The organism is Tepidisphaeraceae bacterium, assembly GCA_035998445.1.
GTDB lineage: Bacteria > Planctomycetota > Phycisphaerae > Tepidisphaerales > Tepidisphaeraceae > DASYHQ01.
In genome coordinates this window covers 79741-102365 of the sequence record DASYHQ010000041.1, presented here as the reverse complement: position 1 = coordinate 102365, position 22625 = coordinate 79741, and the positions used below count along the sequence as shown (strand labels likewise).

Genomic DNA, 22625 nt, shown 5'->3' with positions numbered 1-22625 from the left:
ACATTCTGTTGGCTGACGAAGGCGCAATCAAATCGACGTACCCGGCTCGAGGCGGCGTGCGCTCCTCGCTTCGCGCGAAGGCGCTCGGCGTGCAATGGACTAAGCTGCTACAACTGGATGAACACGTACTGCAGGCTGGCGGGGATCGACACGCGAATCGTGCCGCCGCTCGTCCTTGAGATGTCTCCCGCACCGGCCAAGCGAACCGAGCTTTCCGTTCGCATGCCGAGTTCCGACAAGTCCAATTCGAACGTGTCGCGCGTCGTCAGTTCGCGGAACAGCAGCGCGTAGCCGCCGGGCCCGCCATCCTGTGGACGGGAGACGAAGCCGGTCCATTGGGTGCCGTCGGGTGCGGCGCCGATGGGGATGATCGTGCCGCTAAAGATCGCGTCGCGATGTTGCATCCAGATGGCGACGAGCGGTGCGACCTTCTCGAAGTAGCTCTCGGGCAGGTTCGACATCTCGAACCAACCCAATGGGCTGGCGAACATGACGGTGGCGAACAGGTAATCTGGCGCGTAGCAGGCCGGGGCGAGGGGGTCGCCGGTGTAGTTGGCGGCGTGGCGTGCGTTGTTCAGGAACTCCATGCGCAGTCGTGCGGGGTCGACGTGTTGCGCCAACTGCCACAGGTTGCGCAACGTGTGGTGCGGCCAATAGCCGCGCCAATCGGTATAGCGGTTTTCGACGAAGATCGTGCCGATGTCGATCACGCCAAAGTAGCTCGGCCGAACCTCGGCGGTCACGTCGTGGTCGAAGACGACCTGCCCATTCGAGCCGGCCAACACCTTGTCGTAGAACCGCCGGAGATTGCGCTCGCCGGTCGTCGTGTGCATCTTCACGCCGTCGATCTTCACGTATTCGATGCCCTGCTCGCGGTAGAGCGACAGGATCTGATCGGCGTCGCGCTCCCAGTTGGCGAAGTCGTCGGACGAGTCGGGGGCAAACCAAAGGCCAAACTTCATCCCGCGATCGCGCGCGGCGTCCACCAGCGGCGCCAGCCCGTTGGGCAGGCGCTCGGGGTGAGCGTCCCAGAACCGCGCATCGCTGGCCCAGAAGCCGTTCCACACGCCCCCCTTCTCGGCCGAGTTTGCCGTGCGGCCGCGCTGCCAACCGTCGTCGATCTGAATGACCTCGGCGCCCAGCCGCTGGCCGGCAATAATCTCGGCGTGCATGAAGTCTTCACGGATGCGCGCGTCGCGCGAGCGGTCGCCCCACGTGTTGGACAGGAACCGCGCATCGCGCCCCGCCACGTACGGGCGCACCTGCCGCTGGTAGCGTTGCAGCGCCGCGATGCGACCGGCCCGGCCACCGCTATAGGGAATGATGACGCTCGGGTAACCACCACCTTCCCCATCGCCACCGCGACCCAGCACGGTGATCAGGCCGCCCTTCACGGTGAGATCGACGTCCGCGCGCACCGGCCGCGCGTGGGGCAGCGGCGCCAGGCGCAGCAGGATCAGCCCGTGACCATGGAGCGTGCCCTCGAAGAAGGCCAGGTTGCCCTGAAGTTCAATCGCATGCTTGCTGGGGTGCAGCAACCATTGGCGATCGATGGCGAGGTTGTCGTGCACGTCGGTTTGGTCGACGAGCGTGACGTGCGTGAACCGCAGGTGCAGCGCGTCGAGCTTCAGTTGTTCGACCGTGTCGGCCGCCCGCGGATCGCGCTGCTGGTCAGCCACGGCCGGCGCGTCGACCTCCACACCGCTGGGCGCTGCCACGTCGGCCTTGCCCGCCGATCGCGCTGCCGCCCGTACGCTTCCACCGGTGGTAGATACGGCTACGCCCGCGGAGCTGGGGAAGATCTCGACGTGGTAGGTCGTCCCGTCACCTGCGCCGAATCGCACACGCAGCGATGGCCGGCTTACCGGATGATTGGCGACGATGACCGTCTCAAATGTCGTGATCTTCGCGGCCGCCGGAGCCGGTATGCCCACGGGCACCGTCGCGATGGCCCATTGATGGCCCGTGGTTTTGTCCAGCAGTCGAACCGCCGTCAGCACGCCTTGCCGCACTTGCCAGGCCCGTTCGACGAGCCCGTTGCCCACAACGAGCACATCAGCGTCCTCGATGTGGGCGTAACAATCCTCGGGTCCGGTGGCGGTGGCTGCGGTCGATCGGTCGGTCATAGACCGGGATTATGGCGAGCGGCGACAGTGGGTCAAAACTGTCCGAGAGAAACGCGTCGAGGAGAATTTCGCCGCCGCCCCCTCACATCACCGTCCCGCGATGGTCGGCCGGGTCGGCGGCGCTGCGGGTGCTATAGAGGCGACGGAACAGCTTCGGGCCCACGCCGACCTCGCGCGTGAAGACCGTCGAGAATTTCGACGCGCTCGGGAAGCCGCACTGCAGGCCGATCTCCAGCACGCTCAACCGCGTGCTCAGCAGCAACATCTTTGCGTGGGCGGTGCGGGCGCGCAGGATTTCCTCGTGCGGTGTGCGGTTCAGGATGTCGCGGAACTTGCGCTCGAGCTTCCGCCTGGAAATAAGCACGGCGTTCACGACCTCCGGCACGTCGATCGCATCGGTCGCGTGCTCACGAATGAACCTCAACGCCGCGCGCAGGTCGGCGTCGTCGGTCGCCAACACGTCGGTCGATTGCCGCACCGCCACGCCCGCGGGGGGAACGAAGAACGATTGCTCGGGCTTCGTCGCGCCCCGCATCAATTCGTCCAGCAACACCGCCCCCTCAAACCCCACCCGCCGGGCCGATCCCAGAATGCTGGAAATAGGCGGCCACGCAAAGCCGCATTCCAACTGGTCGTTATCCACGCCCAGGATCGCGACCTCCTCGGGCACGTGGACCTTCAGGTACGCACAGGCGTTGGCCAGCAGCATCGCGGCGCGGTCGTGACAGGCGAAGATCGCGCACGGCTTGGGGAGCGACCGCACCCACGCGGCCAGTGAACCCGTCACGGCGCCAGCGAATATCTCGCCCAACTTGCCTCGGAACGGGATGTACTCCAGCCCGCGGGCCGACAGCACCTGACCAAAGCCCGCCTCTCGTTCATCCGACCAGTCGGTCTGGTCGTAACCGCAGAACGCGAACCGCCTGAGCCCCCGCTCCAGGAAGTGCTCGGCCGCGGTCCGCCCGATCGCAAAGTTGTCGGTGCTGACGCGCGCGACGCCCTCGATGGCGTGACCGCCGATCTGCACGATGTTCGTGTTCAGGTTCGGCAGGAACGCGCGCCAGTCGCCGTCCATGCCGCTCACCAGCACGCCGTCGGGCACCCAGCTCTCGCACGTCGCCCGCGCGATGTCGATGGTCGGGCAAACCTCGACCACCCAATTGCCAACGGAACGCGCGTATTCCTGAATGCCAAGCACGACGTCACCGAAGTAACCCAGCGTGGGTGGGAGGAACAGCCCAATCTGCTTCGGTTCGACTGTCTTTGCCATGTTCGCCCTCGAGCGGACTCATGCGACTTGAAACGACCGTACCGGCACAGTCGGCACTGTCGCGATCGGCAAGGCGATCATAGCCGCAAATCGGTAATTAGGTCGATGATTGGAAAACCCTCTACAACAACGGACACCGGCATTCCCACGTCCCTGTTTAAACCATCAGCCTACTTGACGGGGCAATGCCATACCGATTGGCAAGAAACGGGAATACCTGCCTTAAACCTGACGCAAATCGTGAAATGTTTCTGCGTGAAACGGAACGCATCACTCTCGGAAGAGCGGTAGATTACATACGTTCCGAATTGAACTGTTCCGCCAATGTATCGCCGACGCAACTCAGCGATGACAACATGGTGAATTGGTCAGTTCGATTCAGCACGTCAGTCGAATGCGGGCCGTCAGGGGCCTTTCGTCATGTCCGAAGCGAGCTCACGCGTGTGAACCGAACGGGCATGCCCGCACAAAACATTGCGACACCGGAAGTGACCCCCATACGGTCGGCCGGGCAATTTTCAGGAAACGGGAGCAGAGCAGATGCGTATGAACTGTCTAATCGGATTGGTGAGCGTGGTGGCCGGGTCGGTGGTTGCTACGAATGCAGGCGCGGCGGTGATCGACATCACCCCAAACGCGGCTGACACTCGGGTCGACACGCGGAACCTCGGCACGGTCGGTGCGCCAGAGGCGAACGACGTGGGTAACTTCGCGGCGCGCATTGGCGAGTTCTTCGCGCCGGGTGGCGGTGCTTACGTGATGCCGTTCCTGCTGCCGACCCTGCCGGTCGGCGAGGTGATCACCGCGGCGAACTTGCGCACGCAATTGTACAGCCTCGTGGGCACCCCCGCCGATGCGGATCTGTACGGCTTGGGCGTGCGCACCGATCCAACCGTGCTCCCCGGCGATTACTACCAAGGCACGCTGGACACGACCGACGCCGTGCTGGTTCAACAATCGTTCCTCACCGCTGCCACTCCGATCCGCGTGAGCGACACCGAAGGGTTCGTGAACACCAACGAGGCAGGCGATGCTGGGTTGGTCGCGTACCTGAACAGCGCTTACGCCGGTGGCGCCAACGCCGGGCAGTACGCGTTCCTCCGCGTCAACTACACGCTCGACCCGATCCCGGGCGGTAACAACGCCTACGAACTGCTCACGGCAAACGCGGGTCGCGGTTTCGAAAAGCCACTGTTGACGCTGACGACCAGCGCGACGGCCGTCCCCGAGCCGGCCAGCCTTGCCATCGTGGGCCTGGCGGCCCTGACCGGCCTGACCCGTCGTCGCCGCGCGGTGTAACCCTTACGCCGAACGCTTCTGCGATGGACGGCGTTAACGCGCCGTCCATCGCCTTCTCGACAATTCGCCCTGAACGTCATCGCGGTACGGAGGACATACCCCATGCTTACGCGCCCCCACTGTGGCCGCGCGTTCACCTTAGTTGAACTGCTGGTCGTCATCGGAATCATCGCGGTGCTGATCTCGATCCTCTTGCCCTCGCTGGGCAAAGCGCGTGAGGCAGGCAACACGGTCGCGTGCCTCAGCAACCAGCGCCAGATCGCGTTGGCGATCCAGATGTACGTCGCCGACCAGCGCGGGTGGATGCCGAAGACTGAGTTTATCGACCTCGAACTGACTTCGTACTTCCTCAGCCGTGGCGACGGTTCTAACGGAACGAAGATCTGGACGTGCCCGAACCGTAATGAGAATTTGACGTTTGTAACCCAGAAGAACCCGATCACCTTCGCATTCAATAATAATGCGATGCCTTGGTTAAATTTCCCAGGGGAAGGGCGGAAGATGTCGCAGATACGGCATCCTTCTCGTGCTCTCTTACTGGGTGACGGACGAGAGAACTTCTCTTGGGGCAGTTGGGTCAACACCGACAATTTCGGAGCCAGCTTCCAATACAAGGACGACAACGATATCAATTCGTTCAACGACCGGACGTGGTTCGAAGCCAACGGGCATAAGCTGAGCGACCCGGTCTACGTCGTTGCTGCCGACAAGGATGGTCCGGAGTACGCGGGGCCATCGGGGCTTCGCTATCGCCACAATCGCAACACGGCCGTCGCAGCGGCGTTCGTCGACGGGCACGTGGAATCGTTCCGAAAAGGTGGTTTGACGAAGGCAAACTTCATCACGAAGTGGTAACCTTCCGTACGACACTTCGGCACCCTTTCGCCGGACTGGCCGCTTTAGCGGCCAGTTGCAATTCGATCACTCGGTTCGCGTGAGGCCGCAACGTTGAGAATCATCAAGTCGGGCGTCATTCTCCTGTTGGTCCTGTGCGCTGCGCTGCTGATGCTCGTGGGCCCACGCGGCAACGCCAGCGTGCCGGACGATCGCGTCGTGGTCGATTATTGGGAAAAGTGGACCGGCAACGAAGAGTCGCAGATGCGGCAGATCGTCGACGCGTTCAACGACACGGTCGGCCGGGACAAGGGCATCTTCGTCCGCTACCTGTCGACCAGCAGCGTGAACCAGAAGACGCTGATTGCCACCGCGGCGGGGGTGCCACCGGACATCGCCGGGCTCTGGACGCCCAACGTCCCCCAGTTCGCCGCGATGGACGCGCTTGAACCGTTGGACGAACTTGCGGCCGCCCACGGCATCACGGCTGCGACGTACAAACCGGTCTTCTGGGAAGGGTGCAAGTACGACGGCAAGCTCTACGCGCTGGTCAGCACGCCCTACAACGTCGCGCTGCACTACAACAAGGATCTGTTCGCCAAGCGGGCGGACGCCCTTCGCGCCGCGGGGCTCGATCCGGATCGAGCCCCGCGCACTCTAAGCGAACTGGACGCCTACGCTAGCGCCCTGGATGAGGTCGACGCTCGCGGGAACATCATCCGCACGGGTTACCTGCCGCTGGAACCGGGCTGGTACCTCGACTACACCTGCCTGTGGTTCGGCGGCAACTGGTGGGACGAGCGCAACAAGCGATTTACGTTCACCGACCCGGCCGTCATCAGGTCGTACGAGTGGGTGCAAAGCTATTCCAAGAAGCTCGGCAAAGATGCGATGACCGAATTCCGCACCGGCTTCGGCGGGTTCGATTCACCGCAGAACCCGTTCGTCGCCGGCACCGTGGCCATGGTGAAACAGGGAACGTTCATGGCCAACTTCATTCACAACCTCAAGCCGTCGATGGACGGCCAGTGGGCCGCGGCGCCGTTCCCCGCCGCCGTGCCGGGGCTGGACGACGTTACCTATTGCACCGCCGACGTGCTGGTGATCCCGCGCGGGGCCAGGCACAAGAACGAGGCGTTCGAATTTATCGCCTACGTGAACCGGCAGGACGTGATGGAGAAGCTCTGCAACCTGCACTGCAAGACGTCGCCGCTGGCCAACGTCAGCGAAACGTTCATGACGACGCACCGCAACCCGCACATCCGCCTGTTCGAGCGACTCGCAGCCAGCCCGAACGCGCACACGTCGCCACCGGTGCCGATCCTGCCCGAGGTTGGCGCTGAACTGAACAACTTCGTCCAACGGCTGGCGCTGCTTCAGACCACGCCGGAGGAAGGCCTGAAAGAGGTGCAGGCCACACTGCAGGCCAAGTACGACCAGTTCATGCAGCGGCAACAACAACGCCGTGATGCGGGTGACGTCACAGCGTCCAACTAGCCATTTCGCGAGCCCAAGCTATGCCCAGCCTGTCCCGAGCACGCTCCGTAGAGTCTAAGAACCTGCTGAAGGGTTTGGCCTTCGTTTCCCCATGGATCATCGGCTTCGTCGCGTTCACCGCGGTGCCGGTGGCGCTGTCGCTGTACTACAGCTTCTGCGACTACCCCATGCTGCAGAAGCCAACGTTCATCGGGCTGGCCAACTATCGCGAGCTGTGGAACGACCCCATTTTCTGGCAGGTGCTGCGCAACACGTTCATCTACGCGGCCCTGGCGCTGCCGCTGGGCATGGTGATCGCGCTGGGCGTGGCGATCCTGCTGAACACGAAGATCCGCGGGCAGTTCATCTACCGCACGATCATCTTCCTGCCCTCGCTGGTGCCAGCGGTGGCGTCGGCGATGCTGTGGCTCTGGCTGTTCAACGCGAAACTGGGGCTGATCAACGTCGCGCTGCGTGCGGTTGGCGTTGACAACCCACCCGGCTGGCTCAGCGATATCACCTGGGCGATGCCCGCGCTGGTGCTGATGAGCTTCTGGGGCATTGGCAACACGGTCATCATCTACCTCGCCGGCCTGCAGGACGTGCCTCGCGAACTGTACGAGGCGGCCGAGTTGGACGGGGCGAATTCATTCCGGCAGGTGTGGCACGTGACGCTGCCGAGCATCAGTCCGGTGATCTTCTTTAACCTGGTGATGGCGATCATCGGCACGCTGCAGGTCTTCGGCACGCCGTACATCATGACCGGTGGCGGCCCGGCACGGTCGACCTACTTCTACACCATGTACCTGTACGACAGCGCGTTCAGAGACCTGAAGATGGGCTACGCCAGCGCGCTGGCCTGGGTGCAGTTGTTGATCGTGTTGATCCTGACCGCCATCGCCGCTTGGACGAGCAAGCACTGGGTACATTACCAAGGGAAGTAAACGAACAGCCGAATGCGCTGTATAGGGTGATACGAGCAATGAGCACTATTCCCACCAGCAAACCCGAGACGACGATCGGTACGCCGCCGTTGCAGGAAGGCGTGGCGCTGACGGCGTACGCCGCGTCGGCTAAATCCAAGCGCGGCCGGCGCCTGGTGTTCGGCCGGCCGTTGGTGCACCTGGTGCTTATCGTCATCTGCACCGGCGCGATCGTGCCGTTCCTGTGGATGCTGGCGACCAGCCTGAAGACGCTGGAGGACGCGATGGCGTTCCCGCCGACCTTCATCCCACGCCCGTTCCAGTGGAACAACTACTCGGACGTGCTGACCAACCCCAAGGCCAACTTCCTGCTCTGGACGCGCAACACCGTCATCATCGCAACGCTGGCGGTGATCGGCACGACGCTGTCGAGCGCGGTGGTGGCCTATGGCTTTGCCAAGATCAAGTTCCGCGGGCGCGGCGTGATGTTCGCGATCATGCTGGCCACCATGATGGTGCCGTTCCCCGTCACCATGGTCTCGATCTTCAGCCTGTTCAAGTGGTTCGGCGACGTGACCGGTGAACCGTGGCTGGGCACGTTCAAGCCGCTCTGGCTGCCGGCGTGGTTCGGGTCGGCGTTCAACATCTTCCTGCTGCGGCAGTTTTTCATCACGATTCCGGATGAGCTGTCCGAAGCCGCCCGCATCGATGGCTGCAGCGAGGCGGGCATCTTCTTCCGCATTATTCTACCGCTGGCGAAGCCGGCGCTGAGCGTCGTGGCGCTGTTTGCATTCATGGGCATCTGGAACGATTTCCTTGGCCCGTTGATCTACCTGCAACGCCCCGAGCAGTTCACGCTCGCCCTGGGCTTGCAGAACTTCCAAAGCCAGCACGGCGGCACCCCGTGGCACCAGCTGATGGCCGCCAGCGTGCTGGTCGTGCTGCCGGTGCTGATCCTGTTCTTCGTCGCCCAGCGTACGTTCATCGAGGGCATCGCGACCACCGGCATGAAGGGTTAAGTCGCCAGAACTTTCACCAACGCGTCTGTCACACAACACCAGAAGGACCACCAGAATGCGAAATTGCACGACCGAGGAAACTGCGCCCATCACCAGCCCCACCATTGCGACGGTCGCCCGCCGATCGCGCCGTAGCGCCGCGATGCTGCTGCTGGCGATGATCGTCGCCACGCCGGCGATCGCTCAGGATGCGCAAAAGGCGTCCGCCGAGCGGATCGTCGATTGCGAGGCGACGGTGCAGAGCCACAAGCGCGGCTTGTGCGCTAATCAGCTGTCGGCCGACGATTTCCGCGAGATCGCGCCGGGCGTGTCGTGGTGGTACAACTGGCACTACTCGCCCAGCGACCTGCCGCCGCAGGGCGTGAACGTCGAGTTCGTGCCAATGGTGTGGGGCGGCGACGCCGAGCGGCTCGGGGGGTTGAAGAGCTACCTCGCTGCGGGTCATAAGCCGCGGGCCGTGCTGGCGCTGAACGAGCCGAACCTGAAGGGCCAGGCCTTCATCACCCCGAAGGAATCCGCCGACGCGTACAAACGCATCAAGGCGGTCGCCGACCAGCACAAGCTGCGCACCATCGGGCCGCACATGGCGCTCGGGTCGTCCACGGGCGACAGCATCAAGGCGTTCGACCCGATCGAAAAAAAGGACGTCACCTACACCTTCATGGTGCCGTTCCTGAAGGCGTTCCTGCACCACATGGGCAAGGTCGACGTCGAGGCGACCGCGTTCCACAGCTACGGCCATCTGGGCGAGATGCGATGGGCGATCGGCATGATGCACGACGAGTTCAAACGCCCGATGTGGATCACCGAGTACGCCCAATGGTCGACGCCGAACTCCGCTGCGGCGCTAACGTACCTGGTGCAGTCGACGGACCTGCTGGAGCGATCGCAGCACGTCGAGGCGTACGCGTGGTTCAAGGAGCGTGTCGGCGACAACCAGAGCATCAGCCTGTTCCGAAAGGGCTCTGGTGAACTGACGGCGTTGGGCGAGGCGTACGTCGCCATGCCCGTTCACGATGCCGACCTCTACTACCGCCTGCCCGGCCGATTGCAGGCCGAGCGCTACGTGACGATGGACAAGATGGAGATCGCGCCCACCACGGACGCCGACGGCTTTCTGGAAATGGCCACCACCGCCACCGGCGCGACAATCAACTACAACGTGCACGTGACCACGGCCGGCGACTACCGCGTCCGCCTGCGCGTCGGCGACACCACGGGGAAGATCTCGATCGGCAAGAACGGCGAATCGCTCGCCGACGTCACCGCGGATGGTTCCGGCTGGCGCGATGTGGAGACGACCGTCCAGTTGCCCCAGGGTTCGCAAACCCTGCAGTTACAGTTGGAGAAGCAGGGCCAAACCCTCAACTGGATCGAGTTCACGCAGAGGTAGCCGTCTGCCTTCACCGTGGCATGGGCGAGACGCCCATGCCACGGTTTCACACGTCACCTTCGCGGCTTCCTTCGCGCCATCGCGAATTCGCGTTTTCTTCTCCCCAGAACGCGTCTACAGAATGCTATCCTCCACCGGCACCATCCGCGGGAAGTCGATTTCTTCCGCGTCCTTTTCGCCCGGCGGGTGGATCAGTTCTTCCAGCCGGGCCTTGGTGGCCAGGAAGTACGGGTCGAGCATCTGCTCGCGCGTGCGCGGACGGGGCAACGGCACGTTGATGATCTCCCGCACGTGGCCCGGGCGTGCGCCCAGCACGATGATGCGGTCGGCAAGGTAGATCGCCTCGTCCAAGTCGTGCGTGATGAACAGGATCGTCACGTCCACCGCGCTCCAGATCTGCTGGAGGTAATGCTGCATTTGCGAGCGCGTCTGCGCGTCCAGCGCGCCGAACGGCTCGTCCATCAGCAAAATGCGCGGCTGGTTTGCCAGCGCCCGCGCGATCGCGACCCGCTGTTTCATGCCGCCCGATAGCTGGTGCGGATACGAGTCGGCGAACTGCGTCAAACCCACCATGTTCAGCCACGTGCGGGCGTCCGACTCGGCTTTGGCCTGGTGCACGCCCTTGGCGAGCATGCCGAACATCACGTTGCGCTTCACCGTAAGCCACGGGAAAAGCGTGTAGCCCTGAAAGACCATGCCACGATCGGCCCCGGGACCATGGACAGCTTTGCCATCGAGCAACACCTCGCCACTGGTCGGTTCATCGAGCCCGGCGAGGATGCGGATCAGCGTGCTCTTGCCGCACCCGCTTTGGCCGATCACGCAGATGAACTCGCGGCGGCGCACGTCGAAGTTCAGTTTGTTCAGCGCCGTCACCGCCCCGCCGCGCCCGTGGAAGACGCGCGACAGGTCGCGCACCTCCATCACCTGCGGCCGCTGGCGAATGCGCTGGAACCGGTCGTAGACGGCCGGCGGCAAGTCGAGGTAGCTGGGGAGGTCAAGCGATCCGTACATCGGGTTCCGCACCTTTCTCGCGCGAGGTCATCTCCGCAGGCACCGTTCGGCTGGCGGGCAGGTTGGAGAAGCCCACGCCCCGCTTCTGCCGGGCGTGGCGCCAGGGCAGGCGTTCGTCCCATGGCGAGCCGAGCGCATTCACGGTGCGGGCAAACAACCGACCCACGCCCCACCGCTTGGCCCGCGCGCCCGCGGGCGTCCACGGGAACAGCTGCGGCAAGAGGATCGCCATGATCTGGTCGGTCGCGAGGCCGATCAGCCCGATCAGCACGATGCCGGCGTAGACGTTGTCGTAATGGCGGTACTTCCCCTGCTGGTTGATGAAGTAGCTGATGCCCGAGCTGGCGCCGATCAGCTCCGCCACGATCAGGTACGTCCAGGCCCAGCCGAGCAGGATGCGCATGTCGTTGTACAGGTTCGGCAGAATGCCCGGCACGATCACGTGCGTCAGCAGCCGCCTGGGCTTGGCGCCCAGCGTCTGGGCCGCTTCCAGTAAAGCGGTGTCGAGCAGGCGGGTGGTGTTGGCGACCACGAGCACCATCTGGAAGAACGTGCCGATGAAGATGATCGCGATCTTCGGCGCGTCGTTGATGCCCATCACCGCCACCGCCAGCGCCCCGAACGCCGGGGCCGGCATGTAGCGGATGAAGTCGACGAACGGTTCGGTGATGCGCGCAAAGAAGTTGAACGTGCCGCACAGCACGCCAATCGGCACACCGATGATGGCCGCCGATGCGAAGCCCCAGAAGATGATCGTGACGGAGTGTGCCAGGCTCTCGTGAAGCCAAGGATCACCGCGACGGGCAGGTTCAGTGGTGAACGCGGTGTAGAGCGCGGTAGCCACTTCGTGCGGGGCGGGCAGGAAGATCGGGTTGGCCGGTTTACCGGTCGCCCGCGCCTTACCGGCGGCTTCCAACCGGCCATTTTCTGCGGCGAAGGCTTGCCGCTCGATCAGCGTGCCTTCGCGCAGAAACGTCGACCCACCGCCATTATCCACCCGCACCATCGGGTGCCACACGTATGGGCAGTAGCTCACCAGGCACCAAACACCCAGCGGCAACAGGAACGCAGCCGCCTTCAGCAGCAGTTCCTGCGTCGGCGAGAGCGGCTTGCGTATGCCAAACCAGGGAGTCCGATTCCTCACGCGTTACACCTGCAGATCGGGGAGGATTTCGATCGACTTATCACACGACAAGCGGCAAGGCCAGCGTTAACCGGCCCTGCCGCTTTAAATCATTAGCAGCGCCTTATTTCTTCATCTCCGCGGCCACTTCCTTCACGAGCGAATCGTCGACGTACGACTTGAGGTCCTGCGGTTCCTTGTACACCTCGTACTTCGTGTTGAACGCGTCCACGGTCTTGTTCGACCCGTGGATGCTGTCCAAACCGTCGCCTTCCTTGAAGCGTTCCATGTTGCCCGCCAGATCGAGCAGGAAGGTGCCGTCCAGTCCCTTGGCGTACTCCTCGGCCGGCACGTTCACGCGGGCGGCCATGATCTTCACGGACTCGTCGCGGGTCGCAGGGTCCTTGATGAAATCGACCGTCTTGAACCACACCCCCACCACCTTCTTCCACGCATCTCGGTTCGACGCCAAACTCTCGCGGCTGACGTACAGGCCGTCGTAGATCAAACCCGGCGCATCACGGCTGGTGAACAGTTCGGTCGACCCCGCGACCTGCTGCAGCGCCTGACCTGAAATCGGGTACCACGCCACGATCGCGTCCACGCCGCCCGAGGCCAGCGCTTGCGGCGTCTCGTTCGTCGGGAAGTTCACGAGCTTCACGTCGGTGTCGCTCAGACCGTTGGCTTCCAGCCCCTTGAGCAGCAGCAGATGGCCGACGAAGTTTAATTCGACGCCGACGCTTTTCCCCTTCAGGTCTTTGATCGATTTCACGTTCGGCCCGCCCACCACGCGGTCGTTGCCGTTCGAGTAATCGTTCAGCACCACCAAGGTCGACGGCTTGCCACCGGCGCCGGTGACGAGCGCATCACCATTGGTGATCGTGACGGCGTCGATCTTGCCCGCGGCGAAGGCTTCCATGCTCGGGCCGTACTCGAACCAGGTGAACTCGACGTCCACGCCGGCCTCTTTGAAGAAGCCCTTCTGGATCGCCACTTCCCACGCCACCCAACCGGGCCAGTCCGAGTACCCGATCTTCAACGGCTCGGCCGCGGCGGGAGCGGCGGCGACGAGCGGGACGGCCAACGAGAACGCCAACGCGAGCGACCGGATCTTGCCGGCGATGCGGGACAGACGGGACATGAACGCTCCTCTTCCTAATAGACGCGAGAACCCTCAAAACGCACGTGGCCAACACTGGCCCGGCAGCACGTTCTGGCGCAGCCGCAACCCACGCAACACGGCCGCGCCAGCCATGCTATCGGCCACTGAGCAAGTATGATGCCGAAGCAAGTTGGTAACACCGAGAGCGTCAAAATCGGCGTTTCTAAGTCGTCAGCCGCGCTTGAGGGTTTGTCTCCATTCTCCAGCTCGCGCCGCGATTGCGCGCATTCGTTGTGCAGACAACGCGCCGCTGCGCGATCGCGCAGCGGTTAAGGATGAACCCCATCGCCCCTCAATAACGCTCAACCCGCACCACGGCCTCACCAACGCCGCTCGCGCGGCAGCGGCACGATCCTTGCTGAAGGCGACTCGTCTCGAAAGTGTGAGGAACTTTGCAGCGCGTAACACCCCATGACATCCGATCGCTTGTCGAATCGCTCGCGGGCGCCCCGGCGATCATGTGGGACGAAATGAGCTGGCCTGAGGTGGAACAGCACCGCGACGCCGGAGGGCGGATGGCTATCTTGCCGATCGGCGCCACCGAGCAGCACGGGCCGCACTTGCCGTTGAACGTCGATTCAGTGTTCGCCGGCGCGTTCTGCATGTACGCGTCGGCCAAGACGGGTGTACCGGTGCTGCCGACGATCACCTACGGCTGCTCGCTGGGTCACACCGACCGTTGGCCCGGCACGCTCTCGCTCATGCCCGAAACGCTGATGTTAACCGTCCGCGAGATTGCCGACTTCTTGATCCGCACGGGCTTCGAACGGCTGCTGATCGTCAACAGCCACTGGGGCAACACGTCCGCCGTCCGCTGTGCTATTGACCGCATCCGCTTCGAGCACGCCGGGCGCTTCAGTTTGGGCCTGCGGAACACGTTCGAGATCACGCCGGCGGTGTGGAACCAGTTCAGCGACGACGCCGCCGACTTCCACGCCAACCGCGCCGAGACCGCCTTGATGATGTTCCTGTCGCCCGGCAGCGTGCGGCAGGACCGCATCGAAGACGACCCCGACCGCACCGCGGGCAAGATCTTTACGTACGTCGTGCCGCAGACCAGTACGAACGGCTTGACCGGCAAACCGAGCCTCGCGACGAGCGAGGATGGAAAACGATTGTTCCTCGAAGTGGGCGATGCGCTCGCAGCGCTCGTTGACGCGGCGCGCACTGAAACGGCACCACTGTCGTGGTCGCGATGACCAGGTCGCTCCGGTCCCTCTCCCGGTATTCCGGGAGAGGCCAGGTGAGGGTGCCTTCTGTTCTTACGAGGATCGTCAGCAGTTCGAAGTCACCCTCACCTAGCCTCTCCCATGAGTACATGGGAGAGGGACCGGATCTCAAACCACCCGCTTGGGACGACGATCGAAACTTGCAAACGCTCAGCAACAGGATGTTCCCATGGACCGTGACGAGCTGATGACCCACACCGAACCTTCCCGCGTCGCCCAGATGAAACGCGACCTGCATGCCAAGGGCGTGCAATACTGCTTCGCCGCCTACGTCGACGTCCACGGCATTCCGAAAGCCAAGGTCGTCCCGCTGGCCAGGTTCGAAGAGATGTGCGAGGGCGGCGAGTTGTACACCGTGGGCGCCAGTGAAGGCATGGGCCTCGTCGGCCCGCAGGAAGACGAATGCCAGACGGTTCCGGACCTCGACACCTGCACGATCTGCCCGTGGGACACCCGCTACGCCTGGTTCAGCGCCGACCTCGTTCACCACGGCAAGCCCTACGGCGGCGCGGCGCGCGTCATCCTCGGCAACGTGCTGAAGCAGGCCAGGGCCATGGGCTACACGCTCAATCTCGGCATCGAGCCCGAGTTTTACGTGCTGCGGAAGGACGAGCAGGGCAAGTACGTGCCGTTGGCGCCGGTGCTCTTCAAACAGCCGAACGCGTGCTACGACGTACGGCAGACACTGATGAGCATGCCGTTTCTCGACCCCATGTGCCGCTACATTGAACAACTCGGCTGGGGCGTCCACAGCTTCGACCAAGAATGTGGCCGTGGGCAGTTCGAGTTCGACTTCCATTATGCCGACGCGATGACGATGTCCGACCGGTTGATCTTCCTGCGCCTGATGGCCAAGGAGGTGGCCGCCTCGGTTGGCGCGATCGCGACGTTCATGCCCAAACCCTTCGCCAACGACTACCGCAGCGGCGCGCACTTCAACATGAGCCTGGCCGACGTGGCGACCAGCAACAACGTGTTCTCAGCGGGCGACAAGGCCGACCCGCTAGCCGAGAAATACGGACTGAATTGCTCGCGTGTGGCACTGGCCTTCGTCGCCGGCCTGCTTAAGCACGCCCCGGCGCTGACGGCCGTCTGCTGCCCCACGTACAACAGCTACAAGGGACTGATCGCCCAAGGCGATTTGCCCGAAATGAGCTGGGCCCCCGTGCTGCGCTGCTACGGCAAGAACAACCGCAGCGCGATGCTGCGCCTGCCGATGAGCCGGCCATGCGTGGAGAACCGCGCCGTCGACATGAGCGTCAACCCCTACCTCGCCGCCGCGCTGAGCCTCGCCGCGGGCTTGGAAGGCATTCGCGAGAATCTGGACCCTGGCGAGCCGCTGAACGACAACCTCTACACGCTATCCAAGACCGCCGCCGACAAGCGTCGCGTGAAGCGGTTGCCCGCGACGCTGCTGGACGCCGTTCGCGCGTTCGAGGAAGACCCGCTCGTCACCGAGACGTTCGGCGAATCGTTCCAACAGATCTACGCCGAGCAAAAACACAAGGAATGGTCGCGGGGGTTCTACCGCGTAAGCGATGACGAGCGGGAGGAGATGCTGACGTACGTTTGAGAATCATTCGTAGGGGCAGGCCTCCGTGCCTGCCCTCGTCGTCCTGGGAAAGGAAGAGGGCAGGCACGGAGGCCTGCCCCTACGAATGACGACAGAAAATCTCCTTGACCCCAGTGTTACCGAATCCTACATTGTTAACACCACCGACAAAGGCGTCACCCGTGTCCGCAACCTCTGCCCCCATCTCCCGCTTCAGCATCTCGCTGCCCGGCGAGCTGCTGGAACAGCTCGATTCGCTCGTCACGCGCCGGCGGTTGCCTAGCCGGTCGCAGATATTGGCCGAGCTGATCCGCGGCGCGCTGGTGGAGGATGAACTGGCGGCCGACCCCGAACGCGTCGTCGCCGGTACGATGACGCTCGTCTACAACGCCCAGCGCCGCGGCACCCTGCGCCAGCGCATGGCGCAAATCCAACGGCGATACATCAAAGAGATCATCAGCTCCCAGCACGTCTTCCTCGAACGGGAACACAGCCTGGAAGTCCTGCTGGTGCAAGGCCCCGGCCACCGCCTCAGCCGCCTGGCCGACGAGACGCGGGCATTGAAGGGCGTCGAGCAGGTGCGCATGTCGATGACGCGCACGCTCGTGCCGCCGTTGCACGAGTAGATGAAATGGCGAAACCGATTGATCAGGAGAGACAGCCGTGCCCGAATCGTCCACCGCAACACCGCTGAAGGCCCGCGAGCATGCCCGGGCGCAGGCGGGCACCGTCACCGACGACATGCCGATCTTGCCCGCGTCGAACGCGACAGACCTGCCGCCCGGCTTGCGGCCGCAGGACGTGCTGTGGGAAGAGACGATCGCCGGCGGGGGTTACGCATCGCGCGTGCTGAAACGCGGATCGCGGCTGCGGTTGACGAACGTCGGCGGCGATGCCTGCTGCAACTTCCTAATCTACAACGCCGACCGCCCGCTCGAGCGTCTGAATGTCGCCGACACGATCAAGGTGCAGTGGAACGGCTACCTGGGCCAAGGCAAGCTGCTGCTGAGCGACATGGGCCGTTCGCTGATGAGCATCCTGCATGACACCTGCGGCCAACACGACACGTTCTGCGGTGCCAGCAACCCCAAGACGAACGCCGCCAAGTACGGCACCGGCGCTAACTACACGCCCCACCCCAACGCCCGCGAGCGGTTCCTGATCGCGCTGGCCAAGCACGGACTGGGCAAGCGCGACGTGATGCCGAACGTGAACTTCTTCAAGAACGTGCGCATCGAGAAATCCGGCGCGATGACGTTCAACGAAAAGTCATCCAAGCCCGGCGACGTCGTCGAACTGCGGGCCGACATGAACGTGCTGGTGGTGTTCGCCAACACCCCCCATGTGCTCGACCCGCGCCCGCAATACACCTGCACGCCGCTGCGCATCACTGCCTACCGTAGTGAACCGGCGGGCGCCGATGACCCGATCCGCAACGCTTCCCCCGAAGCGCAGCGGGCGTTCCTGAACGTGGACGACTATTTCCTGATGTGACTGATCCCCTCTCCCGGTACTCCGGGAGAGGGTTAGGGTAAGGGTGATTTCGAGTTACCAGAACCGTCAGCAGTTCGAAAGCACCCCCACCTAGCCTCTCCCGGAATACCGGGAGAGGAACCGGAAAGGACCCGATGATCGCAATCGAATCGCAGCCGCTTAATGGCACCATCGTCTACGACCAGATCATCCCCGCCCGCGCACCGTGGGCGCACGTGGTGAAGGCGGGCCAGACACTGCGCCTCATCGATGTCGAGGGCAACCAAGCCGTCGATTGCCTGATCTATAACGCCGCCGATCACGACGAGCGCTACAGCGCCCCGGACACCATGGCGACCCAACGCAATATTTTCCTCGTCACCGGCACGCAACTGCTCAGCAACGACGGCGACCTGCTGATGACGATCGCCGGCACGAACGTCCAGTACCACGACACGATCGGCGGCGCCTGCTCGCCGGAATCGAACACGCTGCGCTACGGCCACCACACGAAACACCAGCACGCCTGCGTCGACAACTTCCTGAACGCCGCGGCGTGGCACGACCTGGGCAAGCGCGACATGACCAGCAATATCAACTGGTTCATGAACGTGCCCGTCGAGCCCGACGGCAGCCTCGGCATCGTCGACGGCATCAGCGCGCCCGGCAAGTACGTCGACCTAGTGGCGGCCAAGGACGTACTGGTGGTCATCAGCAACTGCCCGCAGATCAACAACCCGTGCAACGCGTTCAACCCGACGGCGGTGCGGGTGGTGATTGCGGGAGATGGAGAAGCGTTCTCCGGTCCCTCTCCCGGTACTCCGGGAGAGGCTAGGTGAGGGTGATTTCGAAGTGCTGACGGCTCTCCAAAGCACAAATCACTCTCACCTAGCCTCTCCGATGCGTACATGGGAGAGGGACCGGAGAAGGCGCCGCGTTCGGATCAACATATGTTCAAGAAAGTCCTCATCGCCAATCGCGGGGAAATCGCCTGCCGGATCATCCGCACGCTGAAGCGGCTGGGCGTGAAGTCGGTGGCCGTCTACTCCGAGGCGGATCACGCGTCGCAGCATGTTGATCTAGCCGACGAGGCCGTGCTGATCGGTCCCGCGGCGGTCGATCAGAGCTACCTGAAGGCCGAGCGCATCATCCAGGCCGCGCTAGATACGGGGGCAGAAGCGATTCACCCCGGCTACGGCCTACTGAGCGAGAACGCCGGCTTTGCCGACGCCTGCGCCGCAGCCGGCATCGTGTTCATCGGGCCCACGGGCGACAACATGCGCGCCTTTGGCCTGAAGCACACGGCCCGCGAATTGGCCAAGTCCAACAACGTCTCGCTGTTGCCGGGTACCGATCTGCTAAGCGACGTCGACACCGCCGCGGCCGCCGCGGAGCGAATCGGCTATCCGGTGATCCTGAAAAGCACCGCCGGTGGTGGCGGCATCGGCATGCGCGTCTGTAGCGACGCCGCCCAGCTCGGCCAGGCGTTTGAAAGCGTGCGCAGGTTAAGCGAGTCGCACTTCGGCCAGGCGGGCATGTACCTGGAAAAGTTCATCGCCCAAGCCCGCCATGTCGAAGTGCAGATCTTCGGCGACGGCCGAGGCGACGTGATCGCGCTCGGCGAGCGCGATTGCTCCGCCCAGCGCCGCAACCAGAAGGTGATCGAGGAGACGCCCGCCCCGCACCTCAGTGAGAGCACGCGCCGTGAGCTTCAGGAGACCGCCGTTCGACTGGCCAAGGCGGTCGCTTACCGATCTGCGGGCACGGTGGAATTCGTGCTGGACGCGATCACGCAGCAGTTCTACTTCCTGGAGGTGAACACGCGCCTTCAGGTTGAACACCCCGTGACCGAGGCGGTGCATAACGTCGACCTCGTCGGATGGATGGTGCGCCTGGCCGCAGGCGACCTGCCGCCGCTTCACTCGCTTCAGTCGACGAGCCGTGGCCACTCGATCGAGGTGCGCCTGTACGCCGAGGACCCGGCCAAGAATTTTCAGCCGTCTGCTGGCCTGCTAACCGAAGTCACGTTTCCAACCGATGCGCGCGTGGACACCTGGGTTCAGACGGGCAGCGAGGTCTCGCCGCACTACGACCCGCTGGTGGCGAAGCTGATCGTACACGCCGACACGCGCGACACCGCGATCGAGAAGATGTCGGCAGCGCTGTCGCGCACGCGGCTGGAAGGGATCGAGACGAACCTCTTCTACCTGCGCGACTTCATCGCGTCCGACGTCTTCCGTGCCGGCAAGGTGATCACGAAGACGCTGGCCGGCTTCAACTACTACGACCCCAGCATCGACGTGCTGGCGGCCGGCAATTTCTCCACCGTGCAGGACTACCCCGGCCGGCTGGGCTACTGGGACGTTGGCATCCCACCGAACGGGCCGATGGACCACCTGTCGTTCCGCCTGGGCAACCGCATAGTCGGCAACACCGAGGGCGTCGCCGGGCTGGAACTGACGATTACCGGCCCTACGCTGAAGTTCAACCGCAAGTCGACCATCTGCCTGGCCGGCGCGCCGATGACCGCGACGATGGATGGCCAATCCGTGCCCTACTGGTGCGCGTTCGACGTGCCCGCGGGCGCAACGCTGAAGTTAGGCGCGATCCAAGGCGCCGGTTGCCGCACCTATCTGCTCGTGCGCGGCGGCATCGACGTGCCCGACTACCTCGGCAGCAGATCGACCTTCACGCTCGGCCTCTTCGGTGGCCATGGTGGGCGCACGCTGCGCACCGGTGACGTGCTGCACCTGGCGGAACCGGACGAAGCGACACTTGACGCTCCGCTGTATGAGGGCCTGGCCGCCGACCTCATCCCGCCACTGACCAACGACTGGCAGATCGGCGTTCTCGACGGCCCGCACGCCGCGCCCGACTTCTTCCTGCCCGCCGACATCGAGATGCTCTACGCCACGGCCTGGCAGGTGCACTACAACAGCGCCCGCACCGGCGTGCGCCTGATCGGCCCCAAGCCGCAGTGGGCCCGGCCGGACGGTGGCGACGCCGGCCTGCACCCGTCCAACATCCACGACACCGCCTATTCGATCGGCGCCGTCGACTTCACCGGCGACATGCCGATCATCCTGGGCCCCGATGGTCCAAGCTGCGGTGGGTTTGTCTGCCCCGTAACCATCGTGCAGGCGGAACTCTGGAAGATGGGCCAACTGCGGCCAGGCGATCGCGTGAAGTTCGTCTCGCTGCGCGACACGCAGGCGAACGAGATGGAACGCGCGCAGGACGCAGCGATTTCACAACGTGGCACGGGTTTCCAACCCGTGTCTTCGGCACAAGCTCATGGGTTAGAAACCCATGCCACGCAGCCGCCGCAAAGTCCGCTCCTCCACACCGCGCACCCCGTCGCCGACCGCCCCATGGTCACCTACCGTCGCAACGGCGATCAGAACGTCCTCGTCGAGTACGGCCCGATGGTGCTCGACTTCGATTTGCGCTTCCGCGTCCACGCGCTCATGCAGTGGTTCGCCGACCACCCGCAGGCCGGCGTGATCGACCTTGTCCCCGGCATTCGCTCGCTGCAGGTTCACTTCGACAGCCGCGTGCTGCCGCAACGAACGCTGCTCGACACGCTGATGGCCGCCGAAGAACAACTGCCGTCGATCGAGGACATGGCGGTGCCGTCGCGCATCGTGCATCTGCCGCTGTCGTGGGACGACCCCGCGACACGGCTGGCGATCGAGAAGTACATGCAGTCGGTTCGGCCGGATGCGCCTTGGTGCCCCAGCAACCTCGAGTTCATCCGCCGGGTAAACGGCCTGAGCAGCATCGACGACGTCTACAAGATCGTCTTCGACGCCAGCTATCTCGTACTGGCGCTCGGCGACGTCTACCTCGGGGCGCCGGTGGCCACACCGGTCGACCCGCGGCACCGGTTGGTGACGACGAAGTACAACCCCGCCCGCACGTGGACGGCCGAGAACAGCGTGGGCATCGGTGGCGCGTACCTCTGCATCTACGGCATGGAAGGCCCCGGTGGCTACCAGTTCGTCGGTCGAACCGTGCAGCAGTTCAACCGCTGGCGGCAGACCGCCGACTTCACCGGTGGCAAACCGTGGCTGCTGAGATTCTTCGACCAAGTGAAGTTTTACCCGGTGACCGCAGATGAACTGCTGAGGATTCGCGATGACTTCGTGCTGGGCCGGTTCAAGTTGAAGGTGGAAGAAACGACCTTCCGCCTGCGCGATTACCACGCGTTCACCAAGGCCAACGCCGACAGCATCGCCGGTTTCCGTGCCACGCAGCAGGCGGCTTTCGGCGCCGAGCGGCAGCGATGGGAAGCCGCCGGCGAGTTCAAGGCCGCTGCGTCGGCAGAGGCCTCCACCACCGCCGCCCCGGTCGCCGAAGCGATCGACATTCCGGCCGGCGCCGAGGCGGCCGAGTCGCCCATGGTTGCGAACGTGTGGAAGGTGGTCGCCAGCGAAGGCCAGCAGGTGAAGGCGGGCGACACGTTAGTGATCTTGGAAGCCATGAAGATGGAGACGACCGTCGTCTCGCCATGCGACGGGGTGGTGTTGCGCGTCACGTGCAAGCCGGGACAGATGGTGATGCCGGGGACGACGCTGTGCGTGGTGAAGGGGAAGTAAGTTGCTGCTCCGCACGTAGCATGGGCGTCTCGCCCATGACCGTAAAGAGAACTCGCATCGCAATTTCTGGCAGACAGCGCCGACGCCAAGGCCCGGCCACAAACAGAATCTCTTGGCCTTACCAATGTCATGGA

Annotated in this window: 17 protein-coding genes; 12 read left to right on the top strand and 5 right to left on the bottom strand. The window is 63.9% G+C overall.

What is annotated here, in order from left to right; all coding sequences use genetic code 11:
• Positions 1 to 107: 107 nt before the first annotated feature.
• Positions 108 to 2126, bottom strand: a complete 2019-nt coding sequence (locus VGN72_16095) for an alpha-galactosidase (GenBank protein HEV7300889.1) — start codon at positions 2124 to 2126, stop codon at positions 108 to 110.
• 82 nt (positions 2127 to 2208) lie between these two features.
• Complete coding sequence (locus VGN72_16090; protein ID HEV7300888.1) at positions 2209 to 3396, bottom strand: DNA-binding transcriptional regulator; 1188 nt, start codon at positions 3394 to 3396, stop codon at positions 2209 to 2211.
• 546 nt (positions 3397 to 3942) lie between these two features.
• Between VGN72_16090 and VGN72_16085 the strand changes: the two genes are divergently transcribed.
• The 6 genes from VGN72_16085 (at position 3943) to VGN72_16060 (ending at position 10340) form a co-directional block, all read left to right on the top strand.
• Positions 3943 to 4695 carry a PEP-CTERM sorting domain-containing protein gene (locus VGN72_16085; protein HEV7300887.1) on the top strand — a complete coding sequence of 251 codons (753 nt, stop codon included), beginning with the start codon at positions 3943 to 3945 and terminating at the stop codon, positions 4693 to 4695.
• Between the two features lie 102 nt (positions 4696 to 4797).
• Entirely contained in the window at positions 4798 to 5550 is a 753-nt protein-coding gene (locus VGN72_16080; protein HEV7300886.1) for a type II secretion system protein, read from the top strand.
• Between the two features lie 93 nt (positions 5551 to 5643).
• The gene (locus tag VGN72_16075) at positions 5644 to 7026 is read left to right on the top strand and encodes an extracellular solute-binding protein (GenBank protein ID HEV7300885.1); all 1383 of its coding nucleotides are present in this window, start codon (positions 5644 to 5646) and stop codon (positions 7024 to 7026) included.
• 20 nt (positions 7027 to 7046) lie between these two features.
• Entirely contained in the window at positions 7047 to 7949 is a 903-nt protein-coding gene (locus tag VGN72_16070) for a sugar ABC transporter permease (GenBank protein ID HEV7300884.1), read from the top strand.
• Positions 7950 to 7987: 38 nt separating this feature from the next.
• Positions 7988 to 8947 carry a carbohydrate ABC transporter permease gene (locus VGN72_16065; protein ID HEV7300883.1) on the top strand — a complete coding sequence of 320 codons (960 nt, stop codon included), beginning with the start codon at positions 7988 to 7990 and terminating at the stop codon, positions 8945 to 8947.
• A gap of 55 nt (positions 8948 to 9002) precedes the next feature.
• Positions 9003 to 10340 carry a cellulase family glycosylhydrolase gene (locus VGN72_16060; GenBank protein HEV7300882.1) on the top strand — a complete coding sequence of 446 codons (1338 nt, stop codon included), beginning with the start codon at positions 9003 to 9005 and terminating at the stop codon, positions 10338 to 10340.
• Between the two features lie 114 nt (positions 10341 to 10454).
• Here VGN72_16060 and VGN72_16055 read toward each other — a convergent pair whose 3' ends face one another.
• The 3 genes from VGN72_16055 to VGN72_16045 form a co-directional block, all read right to left on the bottom strand.
• Complete coding sequence (locus VGN72_16055; protein HEV7300881.1) at positions 10455 to 11354, bottom strand: ABC transporter ATP-binding protein; 900 nt, start codon at positions 11352 to 11354, stop codon at positions 10455 to 10457.
• Entirely contained in the window at positions 11338 to 12498 is a 1161-nt protein-coding gene (locus VGN72_16050) for an ABC transporter permease subunit (protein HEV7300880.1), read from the bottom strand. Before VGN72_16050 ends, VGN72_16055 begins: the two co-directional genes overlap by 17 nt.
• A 103-nt stretch (positions 12499 to 12601) precedes the next feature.
• Complete coding sequence (locus tag VGN72_16045; GenBank protein HEV7300879.1) at positions 12602 to 13618, bottom strand: ABC transporter substrate-binding protein; 1017 nt, start codon at positions 13616 to 13618, stop codon at positions 12602 to 12604.
• 479 nt (positions 13619 to 14097) lie between these two features.
• Here VGN72_16045 and VGN72_16040 point away from each other — a divergent pair, with 479 nt between their 5' ends.
• The 6 genes from VGN72_16040 (at position 14098) to uca (ending at position 22491) form a co-directional block, all read left to right on the top strand.
• Positions 14098 to 14838, top strand: a complete 741-nt coding sequence (locus VGN72_16040; GenBank protein ID HEV7300878.1) for a creatininase family protein — start codon at positions 14098 to 14100, stop codon at positions 14836 to 14838.
• A 199-nt stretch (positions 14839 to 15037) separates the two neighbouring features.
• On the top strand, positions 15038 to 16441 hold the full coding sequence (locus VGN72_16035) for a hypothetical protein (GenBank protein ID HEV7300877.1): 1404 nt from the start codon (positions 15038 to 15040) through the stop codon (positions 16439 to 16441).
• A gap of 161 nt (positions 16442 to 16602) precedes the next feature.
• On the top strand, positions 16603 to 17046 hold the full coding sequence (locus tag VGN72_16030; protein ID HEV7300876.1) for a ribbon-helix-helix protein, CopG family: 444 nt from the start codon (positions 16603 to 16605) through the stop codon (positions 17044 to 17046).
• 37 nt (positions 17047 to 17083) lie between these two features.
• Complete coding sequence (locus VGN72_16025) at positions 17084 to 17914, top strand: urea amidolyase associated protein UAAP1 (GenBank protein ID HEV7300875.1); 831 nt, start codon at positions 17084 to 17086, stop codon at positions 17912 to 17914.
• 134 nt (positions 17915 to 18048) lie between these two features.
• The gene (locus VGN72_16020) at positions 18049 to 18732 is read left to right on the top strand and encodes an urea amidolyase associated protein UAAP2 (GenBank protein ID HEV7300874.1); all 684 of its coding nucleotides are present in this window, start codon (positions 18049 to 18051) and stop codon (positions 18730 to 18732) included.
• A 111-nt stretch (positions 18733 to 18843) separates the two neighbouring features.
• The gene (gene uca, locus VGN72_16015) at positions 18844 to 22491 is read left to right on the top strand and encodes an urea carboxylase (protein HEV7300873.1); all 3648 of its coding nucleotides are present in this window, start codon (positions 18844 to 18846) and stop codon (positions 22489 to 22491) included.
• Positions 22492 to 22625: the final 134 nt, after the last annotated feature.